At 61.4% G+C, this 16,865-nt stretch carries 14 protein-coding genes, 2 tRNA genes and 1 pseudogene; 4 read left to right on the top strand and 13 right to left on the bottom strand.

Translation table 11 applies throughout. From position 1 onward, the window contains the following. From AC56LV_RS23170 to trmB, 3 genes are all read right to left on the bottom strand, one after another. Positions 1 to 750, bottom strand: coding sequence for a LytR/AlgR family response regulator transcription factor (locus AC56LV_RS23170; RefSeq protein WP_499561152.1), 750 nt, complete (start codon positions 748 to 750; stop codon positions 1 to 3). Further along, positions 747 to 1,961 carry a sensor histidine kinase gene (locus tag AC56LV_RS23175; protein ID WP_499561154.1) on the bottom strand — a complete coding sequence of 405 codons (1,215 nt, stop codon included), beginning with the start codon at positions 1,959 to 1,961 and terminating at the stop codon, positions 747 to 749. Before AC56LV_RS23175 ends, AC56LV_RS23170 begins: the two co-directional genes overlap by 4 nt. A gap of 114 nt (positions 1,962 to 2,075) precedes the next feature. Next, positions 2,076 to 2,756, bottom strand: coding sequence for a tRNA (guanosine(46)-N7)-methyltransferase TrmB (gene trmB, locus AC56LV_RS23180; RefSeq protein WP_499561156.1), 681 nt, complete (start codon positions 2,754 to 2,756; stop codon positions 2,076 to 2,078). Between the two features lie 154 nt (positions 2,757 to 2,910). Here trmB and AC56LV_RS23185 point away from each other — a divergent pair, with 154 nt between their 5' ends. Beyond that, positions 2,911 to 4,026 carry a succinylglutamate desuccinylase/aspartoacylase family protein gene (locus AC56LV_RS23185; RefSeq protein WP_499561158.1) on the top strand — a complete coding sequence of 372 codons (1,116 nt, stop codon included), beginning with the start codon at positions 2,911 to 2,913 and terminating at the stop codon, positions 4,024 to 4,026. Here the strand turns inward: AC56LV_RS23185 and AC56LV_RS23190 are convergent. After that, positions 3,998 to 4,681: a DUF6064 family protein gene (locus tag AC56LV_RS23190; RefSeq protein ID WP_499561160.1), complete on the bottom strand. Its 684-nt coding sequence runs from the start codon at positions 4,679 to 4,681 to the stop codon at positions 3,998 to 4,000. The two genes, AC56LV_RS23185 and AC56LV_RS23190, sit on opposite strands and share 29 nt — an antisense overlap. Continuing rightward, entirely contained in the window at positions 4,678 to 5,607 is a 930-nt protein-coding gene (locus AC56LV_RS23195) for an aldo/keto reductase (protein WP_499561162.1), read from the bottom strand. The genes AC56LV_RS23190 and AC56LV_RS23195 overlap by 4 nt, the downstream gene beginning before the upstream one ends. Positions 5,608 to 5,619: 12 nt before the next feature. Here AC56LV_RS23195 and AC56LV_RS23200 point away from each other — a divergent pair, with 12 nt between their 5' ends. Continuing rightward, positions 5,620 to 5,955, top strand: coding sequence for a hypothetical protein (locus AC56LV_RS23200; protein ID WP_499561164.1), 336 nt, complete (start codon positions 5,620 to 5,622; stop codon positions 5,953 to 5,955). Positions 5,956 to 5,982: 27 nt separating this feature from the next. Here the strand turns inward: AC56LV_RS23200 and AC56LV_RS23205 are convergent. After that, positions 5,983 to 6,064 (bottom strand) — tRNA-OTHER (locus tag AC56LV_RS23205). Positions 6,065 to 6,791: 727 nt separating this feature from the next. Here AC56LV_RS23205 and AC56LV_RS23210 point away from each other — a divergent pair. Beyond that, a complete protein-coding gene (locus AC56LV_RS23210; protein WP_499561166.1) occupies positions 6,792 to 7,445 on the top strand; it encodes a PEP-CTERM sorting domain-containing protein in 654 nt (217 codons plus the stop codon). A 262-nt stretch (positions 7,446 to 7,707) separates the two neighbouring features. Here the strand turns inward: AC56LV_RS23210 and AC56LV_RS23215 are convergent. After that, positions 7,708 to 8,793: pseudogene (locus AC56LV_RS23215) on the bottom strand (IS3 family transposase). Between the two features lie 77 nt (positions 8,794 to 8,870). Here AC56LV_RS23215 and AC56LV_RS23220 point away from each other — a divergent pair. Then, complete coding sequence (locus AC56LV_RS23220) at positions 8,871 to 9,323, top strand: tyrosine-type recombinase/integrase (RefSeq protein ID WP_499561168.1); 453 nt, start codon at positions 8,871 to 8,873, stop codon at positions 9,321 to 9,323. 170 nt (positions 9,324 to 9,493) lie between these two features. Here AC56LV_RS23220 and AC56LV_RS23225 read toward each other — a convergent pair whose 3' ends face one another. The 6 genes from AC56LV_RS23225 to AC56LV_RS23250 all read right to left on the bottom strand — a co-directional run bounded on the left by AC56LV_RS23225 (position 9,494) and on the right by AC56LV_RS23250 (position 16,858). After that, on the bottom strand, positions 9,494 to 10,963 hold the full coding sequence (locus AC56LV_RS23225) for an ATP-binding protein (protein WP_499561170.1): 1,470 nt from the start codon (positions 10,961 to 10,963) through the stop codon (positions 9,494 to 9,496). A 112-nt stretch (positions 10,964 to 11,075) separates the two neighbouring features. Then, positions 11,076 to 11,149, bottom strand: a tRNA-Gly gene (locus AC56LV_RS23230). 93 nt (positions 11,150 to 11,242) lie between these two features. Continuing rightward, a complete protein-coding gene (locus AC56LV_RS23235; RefSeq protein WP_499561171.1) occupies positions 11,243 to 12,460 on the bottom strand; it encodes a TraB/GumN family protein in 1,218 nt (405 codons plus the stop codon). Continuing rightward, positions 12,438 to 13,973, bottom strand: a complete 1,536-nt coding sequence (locus AC56LV_RS23240; protein ID WP_499561173.1) for a UdgX family uracil-DNA binding protein — start codon at positions 13,971 to 13,973, stop codon at positions 12,438 to 12,440. Before AC56LV_RS23240 ends, AC56LV_RS23235 begins: the two co-directional genes overlap by 23 nt. Then, positions 13,970 to 15,199 carry a putative DNA modification/repair radical SAM protein gene (locus tag AC56LV_RS23245; RefSeq protein ID WP_332533217.1) on the bottom strand — a complete coding sequence of 410 codons (1,230 nt, stop codon included), beginning with the start codon at positions 15,197 to 15,199 and terminating at the stop codon, positions 13,970 to 13,972. The genes AC56LV_RS23240 and AC56LV_RS23245 overlap by 4 nt, the downstream gene beginning before the upstream one ends. A 108-nt stretch (positions 15,200 to 15,307) precedes the next feature. After that, the gene (locus AC56LV_RS23250) at positions 15,308 to 16,858 is read right to left on the bottom strand and encodes an SEL1-like repeat protein (protein ID WP_499561175.1); all 1,551 of its coding nucleotides are present in this window, start codon (positions 16,856 to 16,858) and stop codon (positions 15,308 to 15,310) included. Between the last annotated feature and the right edge of the window lie 7 nt (positions 16,859 to 16,865).

Consider the following 16,865-nt stretch of genomic DNA (forward strand, 5'->3'; position numbering starts at 1 on the left):
CTATTCGCGAAACAGGTGCGTGAAGCTGCGGCTGACGGGCAGCACTTCGCTGCTGCCGCGCAGCAGCACCTGCATGCGCTCGGCGTCGATGCGCTCGGCGGCGCGGATTGCCGTCACCTTTACGACCGTGCCGCGATGGATCTGCCAGAAGCGGTCGGCATCGAGTCCGCCCAATAAATCCTTCAACGGGATGCGCACCAGCGCCTCCGACCCTTCCAGCACCACGCGCGTGTACTTCGTATCGGCCTGGAAGAACAGCACCTCCTCAACATCGATCAGGCGGATCTGCTTGCCCACGCTGGCTTTCAGCCACTTCAGTTGTTCGCGCGCTGGCGCAAGTGACGCCGCTTTTACTTGCCGGACGACTGCGCTCACATCCATCGGCTGACTGTCGAGTTTTTCGCGCAGCCGCGCCAGCGCTTTGTCCAGGCGCCCCGGCTGGATGGGCTTGAGCAGATAATCGACCGCGCCAGCGTCGAACGCATCGACGGCGTACTGGTCGTAGGCGGTGACGAACACCACGTGCGCCTGGCGGCCGATGCGCTCTGCCACTTCCAGGCCCGACAGGCCGGGCATGCGGATATCGAGAAACACCACGCGCGGCGCATGCTCCAGATAGGCCTCCCAGGCATCGAGGCCATTGTCGACCGCCGCGACTACCTGCGCGTCGGGCCAGGCCAGCGCCAGCATGCCGAGCAGGCGCTCGCGCATCAGCGGTTCGTCTTCGGCGACCAGAATCGTGACGGTCATTGCGCGTCCTTGCGGGGGGTGAAGAGTTCGGCCAGCAGGCCCGGTTCGGCTTCGCTCAGCGCCAGGCTGGCGCTCTCGCCATAGGCCAGGCGCAGGCGGCTGCGCACATTCTCCAGGCCCGTGCCGTTGCCAGGCGTGTCGCTCATGCCCACGCCGCTGTCATGCACCGCGATGCGAATCCGGCCGGCGTCTTCCTGCGCGGTGACGGTGATGTCGCCGCCGCGCAGGGACGGCTCGATGCCGTGCTTGATCGCGTTCTCGGCCAGGGTCAATACCAGCATGCTCGGGATCCGGGTGGCGGCCAGGCCGGTGGGGAGGTCGATCCGGAACCGCAGGCGCTCACCCATCCGGATCTGCATCACGGCCAGGTACGATTCGACCAGGCCGAATTCGGTGGCGAGACTCACCTGCTCGCAGCGCATGTCGCTCATGCTGGCGCGCAGAAAATCGATCAGGTGCACCGTGAGTTCGGCGGCGCGCGGCGCGCCTTGCTCGGCCAGTTGCTGCACGGCACCGAGGGTGTTGAACAGGAAGTGCGGTTCGATCTGGGCGCGCAGCAGGCGCAGCTGGGTTTCGCTCAGTTCGCGGGCCAGGCGCGCCTGCTCTGCCTCCTGCGCCAGCCGGACGGTGAGAATGTCATAGTGACGGCTGCGCAATACGGCCACGGCAATGGTCGGCGCCGCGATCAGCACGATCATGGCAACGGGCGCCCCCAGCATAATCTTGGGCAGGATATCGAAGAACGCTTGCCACGAATCTCCCCGCAACAACGTGGTGCCAAGCGCACTGACGAAGCCAATGAACATCCCGACAACGGCGACCTTCAACAGGACACGATACTTGAAGCGGGCAGTCTTGCTGTAGTTGAACCAGACTGCAACGATCGACATCGCCATCGCCAGGCCGATCCCGTTGGCGGCGACGAGTATCTGCAGCCAGGATTTCTCGGGAAACAGGGCCAGCTTGACCAGAACCCCGACCACACAACATGTGGCGCTCAACTTGGCCAGCGCCAGCCACAGATCACGGCCGTGATAGTTAAGCAAAAAACGATACAGTTCCTGTCGCTCGATCACCGAAAAGTCCGCCAGCGTTTTTGCAACGAGGCGACGATAACCGGCAGGCGCGTCCTTTACCAGGCAAGGATCACGGAGTACGCCGATACGCTCCTGGTCCAGCTCTTTCTGCCATTTGACGATGCGCTTCCACATGATGTCCTCCGTGTTCTTGAATGTAAAACAATGGAGACAGTCTAGGAAGCATCGGCGTTCATGCCCAGCGCCGGGCGACGAACGACGCAGGGAATGGTGTGAACGACGACTTCTTTATTTGCGCGTGAAAACCAGATCCCACACACCGTGACCGAGCTTGATGCCACGGTTCTCGAACTTGGTCAGCGGACGGTAAGCCGGTTGCGGCGCGTAGCCGTCGGCGGTATTGGTCAGTTCGGGCTCGGCGCTCAATACCTCGAGCATCTGCACTGCATAGTCTTCCCAGTCGGTTGCCAGGTGCAGGTAACCGCCAGGGGCCAGCTTCTGGCACAGCAGCTTGACGAACGCCGGCTGGATCAGGCGGCGCTTGTTGTGGCGCGCCTTGTGCCACGGGTCGGGGAAGAACACGTGCACGCCCTCGAGCGAGCCGTCCACGATCATGTGGTTCAGCACCTCGAACACATCGTGCTGGATCAGGCGCAGGTTGGCGATGTCCTGCTCGCCGATCTGCTTGAGCAGGCTGCCGACGCCCGGCGTGTGCACTTCGACGCCGATGAAGTCTTTCTCGGGCATCAGCTTGGCGATATGGGCGGTGGTGTCGCCCATGCCGAAGCCGATTTCCAGGATCACGGGCGCGGTGCGGCCGAAGGCCTGCGCCACGTCGAGCGGTTCTTTCTTGTACCCGATCAGGAACTTGGGGCCCAGTTCATCGAAGGCCCGCGCCTGCGCGGTCGACAGCCGGCCCGCGCGCGTGACAAAACTGCGGATGCGGTGTTCGGTGGGATCGTACAGCATGGACCGCGCCGGGCCATTGTTGGGCTTATCAAGAGACATGGGATGTGGGGACGAAGAAAGTGAAGAGGAAAATGCGGCTGTCATTATAGCCGACGCGCCGCGCCGCCCGGATCGGCCATAATCGCGTCTTCATCCAGCTTGCCGGAGTCTGTCCATGCATTCCACGAAACACCCGATCGCCATCGACGAGCATATCGCCGCCGTCAACCTGACCTCGTTCCATTACGGCGCGCCAGGCAGCGGCAAGAAGGTCTATATCCAGGCCTCGCTGCACGCGGACGAAGTGCCGGCCATGCTGGTCGCGCACGTGCTGCGCCAGGAACTCGAGCGCCTCGATGCCGAAGGCCGCATCAAGGGCGAGGTGATCCTGGTGCCGGTGGCCAATCCGATCGGGCTGGCGCAGGTGATTCATGGCGCGCCGTTTGGCCGCTACGACCTGGCGACCGGCACCAACTTCAATCGCGCCTACCGCCACGTGGAGCAGGATGTGATGGAGGCAGTGGCCGGCCAGCTGGGTCAGGACGCCGCCGCAAACGTCGCGCTGATCCGCGAGCATGCACGGCGCTCGGTGGCAAGCTGGGAGCCTGGCAACGCGACCTCCGTGCTCAAGAAAACGCTGCTCACGATGGCGATCGACGCCGACATCATGCTCGACCTGCACTGCGACACCGAGGCGGTGCTGCACATGTACGCCGGCACGCCGCTGGTCGAGGCAGTGCTGCCGCTGGCCGCGCTGATGGAAGCGCGCGTGCTGCTGGTGGCAACGGAGTCGGGCGGCGAACCGTTCGACGAAGCCTGCGGGCGCCTGTGGTGGGACCTCGCGCGCCACTATCCGGATGCCGCGATTCCTCCGGCCTGCGTGGCCGTCACGGTCGAACTGCGGGGCGAGAACGACGTCAATTACGACTACGCGCGCAAGGATGCCGACGCGCTGCTGCGCTACCTGGCGCACCAGGGCGTGCTGGATATCCCGGTTGGCGACATGCCCGCCTACGCCTGCGCGCCGACACCGCTCGACGCCGTCGAACCGCTGACCGCGCCGCATGCCGGTGTGCTGGTGCTGCGCAAGACGCTGGGAGACCGGGTCGAGGCGGGCGAGCCGATCGCGGACATCGTCAATCCGGTCAGCGGGCAGGTCACGCCGGTGGCGGCGAGCCGGCCCGGGTTGCTGTTTGCGTGCACGGCGCACCGGCATCTGCTGCGCGGGATGCACGTGTGCAAAGTGGCCGGGACGGACTCGTTCAGGATCGGGGATTTGCTGTCGAGTTAAGGTCCCGCGGTTTTTTGCTGCCCACGACTCGGGCAAGTATGGCTGTCAATGCGAGCGCTGGCAGCAGCCACGCGTGGCCGATCTTCAACTCCATCAGCGTCGCGCCGCTGACCAGGCACCAGCTTACCGGGATCAGCCAGAAGATCGCGGGCGCACGCCATGCGAGCAGCATGCCCAGGGTGGCAACGGCCGTGGGATCGGGTGCGATCCCGAAGACTTCTGCCTGACGCCATGAGCCGCCATCGCGCGCCAGCGTCAGCACGGGGTAGGCGAAGATGGCCAGGCCAGTCAAACCGAGTGCTACAGGTTGCGGCGCTGGCACCGCGTTTCCTGGCCTGTACGCGAGCCAGCCCAGTAGCAGCGCCTGCAGGGCAAACGCCGCAGCAAAATACGGCGCTGCCGTGTTGATCTCGGCATAGCGCTCCAGGTGATACGCCCATGCGACCCAGCCCCAGGCGGCTGCCAGCACCAGCGCCGCTGATCGTTGCAGGTGCTGGCGTGGCCGAGCGATGGCGCCGAGCACGATGATGCCCGCCACCAGCGCCAGAAAATGTGCAGGCCAGATCGCTGCGTTGTAGCTCTCGATGAGCCGGTAGTAGCTGCGGCTTGAAAACATCAAAAAGTCGGACAGCGAATACGTCCACCACTCGCTCATGCCAGCCTTTCGACATCCAGCGCGATGCGCTTGCGCAGCGCCTCGTCCGGCATGCGGCCAGTGCCGGCCAGCAGATTTTCGCGCACGTGCGCGACGCTGGACGTGGCCGGAATCGCGCACGTGACAGCCGGATGCGACACGATGAACTTGAGCAGCGCCTGCGCCCACGTCGTGCAGCCGATATCGGCCGCCCACCCCGGCAAGGGCTTGCCGGCCAGCGCCTGCGTCAGGTCGCCCTGGCGGAATGGCCGGTTGACGATCACGCCGAGCTTGCGCTCGCGCGCCAGCGGCAAGATGCGCTGCTCGACGTCGCGATCGAGTGCGTTGTACGAGATCTGCACGAAGTCGATCGGCTGCGACGCCATGATTTTTTCGATTTCGGCATGCCTCCGGCCTTCGGACGTAGTGATGCCGACGTAGCGCAGCCGCCCTTCCCGCTTCATCGCCAGCAGCAGCGGCAGGTGCTCTTCCCACGACAGCAGGTTATGCACCTGCAGCAGATCGAAACGCGGCACGCGCCACAGCTTGCGCGACGCCTCGACCTGCGCCACGCCACGCGCGCCGCCGCTGACCCAGACCTTGTCGGCCGCAAACAGCCGCGCAGGTTTGATCGCTTGCACGGCCTCGCCGATCACGTCCTGGGCCGAGCCGTACATGGGCGACGAATCAACCAGCCTGCCGCCACCGGCGAAGAACTGGCGCATCACGTCGACCGATTCGCGGCGGCCCTGCGGGTCGCGGCCGACGTTGAACGTGATCCAGCTGCCAAGGCCGATGACGGGGAGTTGTTCACCGCTTGAAGGAATCGGACGCGTGAGCAAGGGCGCGTGCGGTGCAGCAGCGAGCAGCGGTGACAGGGCCAGGCCGCCCGAGGCGGCAATCATGGACGTCAGCAGATGACGGCGTGATGGGGAGGTCGGTGGCACGCAGAGCGCTCCTTGCTTGGACGGGTGAAACGCAAGGCTACATGGGCGCGACTGAACGTGGCGCAGCGCTACACGGTGGGATGCTGGGTCAGGCATCGTCTACACTACATCATCGCCGTGATCCGACAAGCACATGCCGCATCCAGTTTGAAGGCAGCAAATGTCCAGGAAGTCAATGCCACGCCGAATCTCAGACCTGGAACGATGGTTCCAACACCGGAAGAAGATGCAGAAATTACAGCCGCAGCGCTGGATGACCCTGACGCGCGTCCATTGTCCGATAATGAGTGGGAGCTGGTGAAGCCGATACGTAGCGGCGATGTGCCTGTCGATTCGGGAAAGTCTTGAACCCAGGCGTTCGCGTCAGGTCATGATTGGAGCGGGTGAAGGGAATCGAACCCTCGTCGTAAGCTTGGGAAGCTAGTAGAAGAATGGCTTAACCATGCGGGTCACCCGCTGGTTTTAGCTCCACAAAACAGGTGTTTTCTATCGCTTTAGAACCACTATCCATGCGGGACTATTTCGTTTTGTGGAGCATATTTTGTATTAAGATCACCCTTCCTTCCGACAATTCCATGAGGTAGAAAATGCCTGTAATCGCACAAACTGGCAACGAGAAAACAGTGTTTTAGGTCCAGTTGTACAACATCGCAACTGATGAATTCCAGCTCTCACGACGGTACGGTACACAACAGGCGATTGAGCGTATCGGGGCCGTCATCACGGGCCAACCTGCCCAAGTACCCAACGCAGATGTGAACGATGACGGCCTCACCAACGTTGGATACACGCCAAATCAGGAGTAATCGAACGAACCATACTCTGCGGCAAGGGACTCAAAACCCCGCGCCGGGAGGCGTGCCGGTTCGATTCCGGCTCCGGCACCATTAGTATTCATGCGGGTTTCAGCTGCTCATCTACCCAATCAAGCTTTTCCGCAATTCCTCATTCGTTCCGCAAATCCGGCGTATCAGTTCAACGGTCATCGGCTGAGAAACATGTTGCTATTCTTCAATAATCATGACCTCTCAGCGTGCTACGGTAAGCGCCGTCGACAAACCTTACACTTCTCGATAAACGTCTCGCTCGACTTTTGGTAAGCCATTGATCTAATACAACCATTTTCATTGGGCACGATTATTGCTACATAGACCAGCGATTCGCTACCCTCACTAGGAAATAAAATGATCAAGAAAATTATTGCTATTGCAGCGACCGCTTTTTTCTCGGTTAATGCATCGGCGGGTTATGTTAAATACAACTTCAATTCAGGCACAATTCATGGCTCTTTTATCCAACGAGATGATAATCAAGCCATAGCGGACTACAACTTCTCGTTCTTGGCCCCAGGCTTGCCTACGCAAGCCTATGCAAGCTTTTACCCTATGATTGCGCCTGGCTACGTTATCGGAGGAATCACGGACGAGAGTACGTATTTCCGAAATAATGGGCCGACAAATTTCAGCGTCTTTGAAAACTTCGACGACGGTGGTTATTCAACTGCCAGCATCAATTTCTCACGGACAAATAATGGCGAATTCGTCTACACCGGACAATTCACTCATAAGCAAAAATATTACGATCTTGTTGGCGACCGATATCAATTTGTGTTCTATACAGTCTCAGGAACGCTTGCCGGTACCGTTGTTAAAGGTCTCGTAGATGTGAATACAGCACATGATTTAGATGCATCGGGAGGCTACGAATACGGCGTAGCTCCCATCGTGCCTACGTACCTCGGACCTAATAACGTGCCGGAACCCGCCAGCCTCGCTCTGTTAGCTGTGGGCGCTCTCGGCGCAGCTGGCATCTCCCGTCGCCGTAAAAAGTCGCGCTAAAGATATCCCGTTCTGTTTTACACACGGCGCATGTCACATCCTGCGGCCGCATATTCGGATCCACCGTAAATACTAATGATGCATGGGGGGGTGTAGCTATGGGGACGTAGCACTAACTCAGGAAGCTACGCCAGAAGTTACGCCTTGGGTCATTTATGCTCAATGCGCCAGTCTTACGACTTCCCCTGCTCTTTGATCACTGGTTCCTCTTCGAGCATTGTCTGGGTGATCCCCCATTTTTAGAGCATGCTAAAAGTAGAGGTTAAGCGGCGAGCGCCAGTTTCTGTTTTAGCGTAATACCACCGAGCGCCATGTTGGGCCGGTCGTGATTGTAGGTCCACAACCAGCTGGTGGCAAATTCCTGGATTTCGTCGAGCGTCTCGAACAAGTGATGGGCGAGCCAGTCGTAACGAACCGTCCTGTTGTAGCGCTCAACGTAGGCATTCTGTTGAGGCTGGCCGGGCTGGATGAAATCGATACGGATGCCGCGTTTTGCGGCCCACGCCAAGGTCACTGCGCTGATGTATTCAGGACCGTTGTCGCATCGAATGGATTCCGGCTTGCCGCGCCATTCGATGATTCTGTCGAGTGACCGGATTAGCCGCTCGGACGGCAGCGAGAAATCGACCTCGATCCCCAAGCCCTCGCGGTTGAAGTCATCGATTACATTGAACAAACGGATGCTGCGCCCATCGGCAAGCTGGTCATGCATGAAGTCCATCGACCAGCTCTGATTGATCGAACTCGGCACTGTCAACGGCAGCGGGTTCTCCCGCACCAGACGATGACGCGGTTTGATCTGCAGGTTCAGCTCGAGTTCGCGGTAGATTGTGTAGACGCGCTTGTGGTTCCATTTGAAGCCTCTCACGTTGCGCAGGTACAGAAAGCACAGGCCGAAGCCCCAGTTGCGCTGGTTGTTCGTCAGCCGTACCAGCCAGTCGGCAATGAGGTTGTTTTCCGCATCCAGCTTCGCTTTGTATCGGTAGCAGGTCTGGCTAATGCCAAATGCCCGGCACGCCAGCTTGACCGTGGCTGACCGCTCCAACACGGCCCATTGCGCCATCTCCCGCCGCTGAGATGGCGCTACCATTTTTTTGTGAGTGCCTCCGCGACTATCTCGGCCTTGAGGCGCTCCTCGACATACGTCTTCTTGAGGCGACGGTTTTCCTCTTCTAACTCCTTCATGCGTGCCATCAGCGAGGCATCCATGCTACCGAACTTGGAGCGCCACTTGTAGAACGTAGCGTTGCTGATGCCATGCTCGCGGCAGCTCTGGTACAGGGCTGCCGGCTTCGGCTTGCTTTAGAATGGCGATGATCTGGCTGCCGGTAAAGGGGGAGGCCTTCATGCAGAGCTTTCTGTGTCTTAAGTAGAGAATTCTACTTCTGATCGCGCTCTTTTTGTGGGGGGATTACCCAGGACGCGATGGATCTGGCGTACCTAACCGGCCAGCGGCCAGCGGATGCGCTGAAAATGACGGTGCATGACATGGTCGATGGCCATCTTATCATTACCCAGGAAAAAACCAAGCAGCCTCTACGCATCAGACTGGTCGGCGAACTGGCCACTCTACTCGAGCGCATTGAGGCCCGGAAGGCCGGCCACAATGTTGTGACTGCCGCGCTTCTGGTTAATGAACATGGAAGCGGCTTACCGCGCCGACGCTGCGATCACAATTTGACAAAGCCAAGACGGCTGCGGCGACGAAGGCTCCAGGGTTGGCCAAGGAGATTAAGGAATTTCGTTTCTATGACCTTCGTGCGAAGGCGGCAGACGATACTGCTGACGGCCGGGGCGAAGAAGCTGCCCGTGACTTATTGGGTCATGAAAGCGTTCGAACTACCCAGCGGCACTACTTGCGCCGCGGCAAGATCGTAACTCCAACCAAGTAAACGAAGTGTTGACGGCATCGTCAATTAACCATCAAGAAGCGGTCTAGACCTGGTTGTGGGTAAGCCTTTGATTTACAACGGTAAATTAGTACGTACCTACGAAGGAAGGATGGTACGTAGTGATCCGATCAAATAACCATCAAATAAGATGTTGTGTCATGCCCAGAACGGCACGTAGCTTCCGTGTTTACCCCGCATGTCCCCATACGGCTTGATCATGTTGGCTTCCTTCGCATCGCCAAGGATACGTGAAGCAATTGCGCTGTTCTTTGCATCAATGCCGAACCGCTCACGTAAAGATGTATTCGTCATCGGATTCCTCATCACCCAGCGAAGACATGCATGCAAGTAGCATGCATGTACTTTCGATGCCTTATCCATATCACGGAATTCCTTATGAGCAAAGAGGACCACCCGCATAGAGTGATCAGGGAGTTCCCACACAGGCGCTGGTAGTTGGTATGCCTCTGTTTCTGAGACGACTTTGTCTACACCGCTACCGCGCTCTTCACAAATGCCAGCACGGCGCATGAACGAAGCAAGCGCTTCGTTCCGCGAACGCGGTGGACTGTCAAGCAATCGTTCGACTACAACGAAAGGACCACCGGGATTTGTAATTTCCATGCGATCGCTGAAAACTTCGACCATCGGGCCCGCACCAGAAATTGAAAAGTCCTGATGTATCAGTGCATTCGCAATCAGCTCTCGGACTGCCAGATTTGGATACATTGGCACTTCTCTTCGAAGCGCCTTGCCGATCACCTCATTGCGAGGAAGTAGTGCAGTGAGAAACTCAATCAGTCCTTCGAATCCAGCAGCATAACCCTTCTGACCTACCTGCTCTCGAACTGTCTTGAATCGACCAGGTCCTTCCCAAACGATCAGTCGTAAGCCCTTCCGAGCTAACCTCTTGAAGGAATGCAGATCGCGTGCGAACAAAATGGCGCCAAGATTTGTGATCTCCCATCGGCCTGATCCATCTGCACGAATCATCAGATCCGACTCAAGTGCGGCGGTAAGCCCAGTGGGAGTTGATGGAAGCGGCAAGCCTAAAAGCGAGAAGTAGGCCGGGTAGTCGAGCAGCGCGAGTACCTCTTCACTACCAAGATTTCCTAAAGCGCTAAGCTCTTCAAAAGGCGTCTTGTCGAATGCGCGCCATAGACTCCGTTCATGCTCGGGGAAATCCTTAAGCGGCTTCTTGTAGCTGCCCACTCTTGTGTATTCAACACCTGAAAACGACGTGGGCTTTGCACTCGCTGCAGGAATTTCCAAGATTACAATCGGCTTTTCCTCAACAACCAAACTGAAGAAGCTAAAGTGCAACCGCGGACTAAGCAAACGGAGCAACCAACTTTCCAAGTCCTCATTGCCCCTTTTTGCCGTGCTGGGATCAAACTCAGTTCCAATGACCTCATGGGTCTCGTTCTCAATCCCCCAAACAAGATACCCATGCCCCTTGCCTGCCAATGTGGCTGCATTTGACAATGAAGAAATGTACTCGCCGATCTCCTGCTGATCCTTATTGTTGACCTTGAATTCAACCCACCCTGTCTCAACAGGAAGCTTGCGCAGCTCATTGACGAGCCCTACAAGATAGGCGTCACTGCGATGGATTGGAGTAGTCATCTAGAACGAAGATTGCAAGCAAAGGCGCTCCGCAGAAACAACCTAAACTGCATTTTGTGGAGCAATCTATTTTTTGTGGAGCGGCAAATGTACTTCTGTGGCCGTTTCTCATTGGAGCGGGTGAAGGGAATCGAACCCTCGTCGTAAGCTTGGGAAGCTTCTGCTCTACCATTGAGCTACACCCGCGTTGCCAGCATTCTACGCGCGTTTGCGAAGGTTTGACAAATTCTCAACCGAAGTACGCGCATGCTGCTCGTTAGCCATGCGCGCGGCATCACATCATTCAGGCGACTCGACTTCATACCCCTTCGCCACCAGCGCCGCGATCACGCCTTTCGGATCGAAAATATCGTCCATCGACAACAGCGCAAAGGTCGATGCATTGGCAGCAAGTGCTTTCTCGGCCGATGCGATCCACTTCGCATGCGAGCGCGCCTTCACGTTCTTCCATTCAGGCTCCGTATCGAGCGCGGCGCTGTTCATCAGCGCACCGAAACACGCCTCCTCGCGTTCGGCGTAGTTCAGCTTGCGCATCTCATCCACGTCGCCCTTGGCCCAGGCATTGGCGCGCGCTGTAGCGCCGTCGAGATCCTGCTTCAGTATGGCCATCGTTGTCCTCAGGCAGGCGGCATCAGCCAGATTCGACTTCTTGAAGTTCTTGATCAACGCGCGCGCATTGTCCGTCGGTAGTTCAACCTCCGTCGATGTCTGTTTCAGCTCACTCTTCTTGATCAGGGCGAGCACCTGCTTGCGCACGGCGTAGCCGTTCACCAGCCCCGCTTCCTTGCGCGCCGCTTCTGTCAACGCCTGCGCGGCAAAGATCGGCCGCTCGCGTTCGACGTCGCTGTTTTCGGGCAGGTAAGTTGCCTTGAGCGTGCTCCACTGTGCGTAGTCTGCCTGCGGCAGCACGTCACGCAGCTGCGCGCCATCCGGATTCTTGCGCACGCCGATCAGACTTGGCAGCAGCGTGACCATTTTGAAAAAACCCGGCTTGGCCGTGGCACCAGGCGGTGACAGGTACTCCTGCGAATGCTTGATGACGTTTTCTACCTGCTGCGAACGCCATGTCATGTTCTTCGGCAGCGGCGCATAGGTGCCAAACACCCACAGCACATGGTCGCCCTTCTTCACTTTCCACATGCCGGGACCGGGCCGCTGGGCGACGACGTGGATCTGTTCCGGCGCAGGTTCGACCGCGTCCGTGGCAACGACAGCGGCAGGCGGGGCACCGGCCCCGTCAAGCGACTGTGCCCATCCAGGGGCAGCCAGCAACGACAAGCACAGTGCGGGAACGACGAGTGGGCGCATGAAGGTATCCTGTTGTGAAAGTAGCCAGCGTGCGCCGATTATGAGGCGGCCATCGCGGCGATCACAAGGACTTTCGAATGCATATGCAAGGCGCAGTGTGCGGATAAGGATGGCCTGGGAGGGGTGCCCGCCCGCCTCCGCACGCGTCACGATATCGCGACGTGGATCAGTTCTCGCCAGGCCGCTCAAGCAGCGACTGCGCCACACGCAAGCCCTCGACCATCACGGCAAACGCTTCGTGCTTGGTCGCCTCGTCCGGCACGCGCAGCACGTACGACGGGTGATAGATCGTCACCACCCACGCGTCGCCATGGCGCACCGGTTGGCCGAGATTGTCCCTGAGCGTCACGTTCCCCTTCTGCAGCACCGATTTCAGCGCAGTAGCGCCCATCGCCACGATCACCTTCGGCTTGCGGGTGGCGATTTCCTTTTCGAGCCAGTAGTGGCAGGCCTCGATCTCTTTCTGCGCCGGCGTCTTGTGCAGGCGCCGCTTGCCGCGCGGCTCCCACTTGAAATGCTTGACGGCGTTGGTGATGTAGACCCCCTTGCGGTCTACCTCCGCCTGCGCGAACACGCGATCGAGCAGCTGGCCGGCTGGCCCGATGAACGGCTGGCCGGACAAATCCTCCTGGTCGCCCGGCTGCTCGCCGACAAGCATGATCTGCGCGTGGTCCGGTCCGATGCCGCCGACGGCCTGCGTCGCGTGCTGCCACAGTTCGCAGCGCCGGCATTCGTCGAGCTTCGATGGCTGTTCGCGGTCGGGCTGGGCTTTTTCGGCGGCGATCGGGATCGTCGTGCCGCGGCGCTGGCCCACCTCGGCGACCTGGCCGATGCGGCGCGCGCCCAGGCCGGCCTGGCTGACCATCGACGGCACCAGCGCCCCCTCGGGCAGGTTCTTCCAGAAGCGCGACGGCACATGGCTTTGCATGACCTTCGTGTTCAGGCGCGCGGGGTTGAAGATGCTGCGGTAATAGGTCAGCCACAGCGCCTCGCCGTCGTCCTCGAGGTGGGCGGGGCCGGACATCAATGGCCCGGCGTCGTGCAGCGTGGCGCCATCCCACAGCACGCTGGCCTCGGGCGTGGCGATCATCCAGGTCATCTTGCCCATGCGGGCGACGAAATGTTCGGCCACCTGCGGCAGCACGTCGTGCGCGGGTTCGAACCAGGCGACGAACTGCGGCGGCCCGGCCTCGATCGGCCGTTCGCGAAAGCGGATATACGCAAACATGTCGTGCACCTCGCGCCGCACGGCCTTGACCATCGACGCCAGCCGCGCGCCATCGGGGTCGGCGGGCGACTGCACATCGTGCTCGCCCTGCTGCCAGCGCCAAACCACGCGGTACAGGAAGGCCCAGCGGTCGTGGTCGCGGTAGCAGGCGGCCGTCTGCAGCATCTCCATCAGGGAGCGCGGCACCTGCGGCCTGGGCGTGGCTTGTGCCACCCGTTCGATAGGCGGGGCAGCGAGAAGGTCGCCAGTCGGTTGCACCGTCTCCAGGGCCGATGCGGGCGCTGACGGCGCGCTCGAAAACAGGTCGGCGCCCGGCTCGCCCCACGTCACTGCCTCGGGCGGCACGCCGGCGCGCAACAGGGCGCGGGCCGTAGCGCGCCACTCGACGAACGAGGCCACCAGCAGCGGCTGGCCCGCGCGGACTGCGGCGACGGCCTCGCTGGCGACGACGGCTGCGCTGGCCGCGGGGGTCATGCTGCCTGCAGCTCCGGCCACAGGTTCATCTGCTGCGGCGCGTCGGCCATGTGCTTGCGCAGCAGGTCGGAGCTGGTCGCGCCCTGCGCCGGCTTGTAGTCGGCGGTGACGACGAACGGCGCCAGTTTTTTCAGGCTGCAGCGCAGCCGCGATAAATCTTCCCAGCGGATGCGGCGGATGCGGCGCAGGTCGGCGATGCGCTTGGCGTTGCGCAGGCCGATGCCGGGGATCCGCGCGATGAGGGTCGCATCGACGCGGTTCAGGTCCATCGGAAACTGGTCGCGGTTCGACAGCGCCCAGGCCAGCTTGGGATCGATGTCCAGCGCCAGATTGCCCGTTTGCGGCATGATCTCGCCGGCCGTGAAGCCGTAACTGCGCAGCAGGAAATCGGCCTGGTACAGGCGGTGCTCGCGCAGCAGCGGCGGTGGCGCGAGCGGCACGCTCTTGGGGCTTTGCGGGATCGGGCTGAAGGCGGAGTAGTACACGCGCTTGAGTTTATAGCTGCCGTACAGCGTCTCGGCGGTGTTGAGGATCGTGTGGTCGTCGCTGGCGTCAGCGCCGACGATCATCTGCGTGCTCTGGCCGGCCGGCGCAAACGCGGGCGACCTTGGCTCTTCGGCTTTTTCATCGAGCTTGCGCCGGATGGAGCCCATCGCCAGCTTGATCGTGTGGACGCTCTTTTCGGGCGCCAGTTTGGTCACGCTGTCGTGCGTCGGCAGCTCGATATTGACCGACAGGCGATCGGCCCAGCGCCCCGCTTCGGTAATGAGCAGCGGGTCGGCATCGGGAATCGTCTTGAGGTGGATGTAGCCGCGGAAGTTGTGCACCTCGCGCAGGGTGCGCGCCACGGCCACCAGCTGCTCCATCGTGTAGTCGGCCGACTGGATGATGCCGGAGCTGAGGAACAGGCCGTCGATGTAGTTGCGCAGGTAAAAATCCTGCGTCAATTTGACCACTTCATCGACCGCAAAGCGCGCGCGCGGGACGTTCGACGTGCGCCGGTTGATGCAGTACTGGCAGTCGTAGATGCAGAAATTGGTGAGCAGGATCTTGAGCAGCGAAACGCAGCGGCCATCGGGCGTGTAGCTGTGGCAGATGCCCATGCCGGTGGTGGCGCCCAGGCCGTCCTTGCCCTCGGAGCCGCGCTTGGGCGCACCGCTGCTGGCGCAGGATGCGTCGTACTTGGCCGCGTCGGCCAGGATTTCGAGCTTGTCGTTGAGTTCCATCGGACGCCCGTGGCTGTATGGGCATACAGTATAGCGTGGCGTGTCATGACAGAGGGTGCGGCAGCGCACCCGTGCGCGGGTGGCGCCGGGTCAAAGACGGGACGCAGATTAAGCTAGCAGCAAGCCTTCGGCCAGCGACAGCTGCTGCGCATCCATGCGGCGCGCGGTGCGGGCCAGGTAGTCGCGTGCGGGCCCGATCCCGGCGCCGCCGGCCCGATGCAGCCACGCATAGGCTTCGACCAGATCGCGCGGCGCGCCCTGCCCCGCCGCATACATCACGCCCAGGTTGAACTGGGCGCGCGCGTGGCCCTGGCGCGCCGCGCACAGGTACCAGAAATGGGCGGCTTCGTAATCCTTGTCCGCGCCCTTGGCGCAGTCGTAGCGCAGCCCCAGCTCGAACTGCGCCAGCGCGTGCTTCTGGTCGGCCGCCTTGTGCAGCCAGTCGGTGGCTTCGGCCGGGTCGCCCAGATCGAGCCGGTCGAGCAGCGTGGCCACCATGTACTGCGCCGCCGCGTAACCCTGCGCTGCGGCGCGCCGGTACCAGCCGAGTGCCTGCACGCTGTCCTGCGCCGCGCCGATGCCGTTTTCGTGGCGCAGGCCCAGGTCGAACTGCGCGCGCAGGTGGCCCTGGTCAGCCGCCTTGCGGTACCAGGCCGTGGCCTCCACTGGATCGCGGTCGACGCCATTGCCCGTGTCGAGGAGCTGCCCGAGGTGGTACTGCGCCACCGGCAAGCCCTGCTCGGCCGCGCGCCGGTACCAGATGGCGGCCTGCGCTGCATCCTGCACCACGCCCTGGCCGTGTTCATGGCGCATGCCCAGGCTGTCCTGTGCGCCGGCGTGGCCCTGCTGGGCAGCGCGCCGGTACCAGATGGCGGCCAGCGCATCGTCCTGCGGCACACCGTGGCCGGTGTCATACATCAGCGCGAGGTTGAACTGCGAACTGGCATGACCCTGGATGCCCGCGCGGCCGTACCACAGCATCGCCTGTTCGCCGTCCGCTTCCACGTCCTGGCCCTTGTCGTAGCGCAGGCCCAGATTGAACTGGGCCGGCGCATAGCCCTGCAGCGCGGCCTTGCGCAGCCACTCGAGCGCCTGCGCCGGGTCGCGCGCCACGCCCTGGCCGCTGTCGTAGCGCAGGCCCAGGCTGTACTGCGAACGGGCGTAGCCCTGGCTGGCCGCGCGCCGGTACCAGTCCAGCGCCGCATCCTGGTCCTGCGCCACGCCCTTGCCGGTGTCGTACATCATCCCGAGATTGTGCTGGGCGCCCGGCTCGCCCTGCTCTGCGGCGAGGCGAAACCAGTGCAGGGCGCGGCCCACGTCCTGCGCCACGCCCTGTCCTTTGGCGTACAGCCAGCCCAGGTTGTACTGGGCCAGCGCGTAACCCTGGCTGGCGGCGCGCTCGTACCAGTGGGCGGCCAGCATGAAGTCCTGGGTCACGCCCTGGCCCTTCTGCAGCATCACGCCGAGGTTGTACTGGGCCTGCGCCAGGTTAGCCGTGGCCGCGAGCCGGTACCAGCGCACCGCCAGTTCATCGCTTTGCGCCACGCCCTGGCCGTTCACGTACATGAAGCCAAGGCTGTGCTGGGCCTCGGCCACGCCACGTTCGGCAAGGCCTTTCACACGCAGGAATTCGGCGCTGTACAACGACGTGTCGGGCATGCCCACT

The sequence above is a fragment of the Telluria sp. RB2R28 genome (assembly GCF_059685835.1).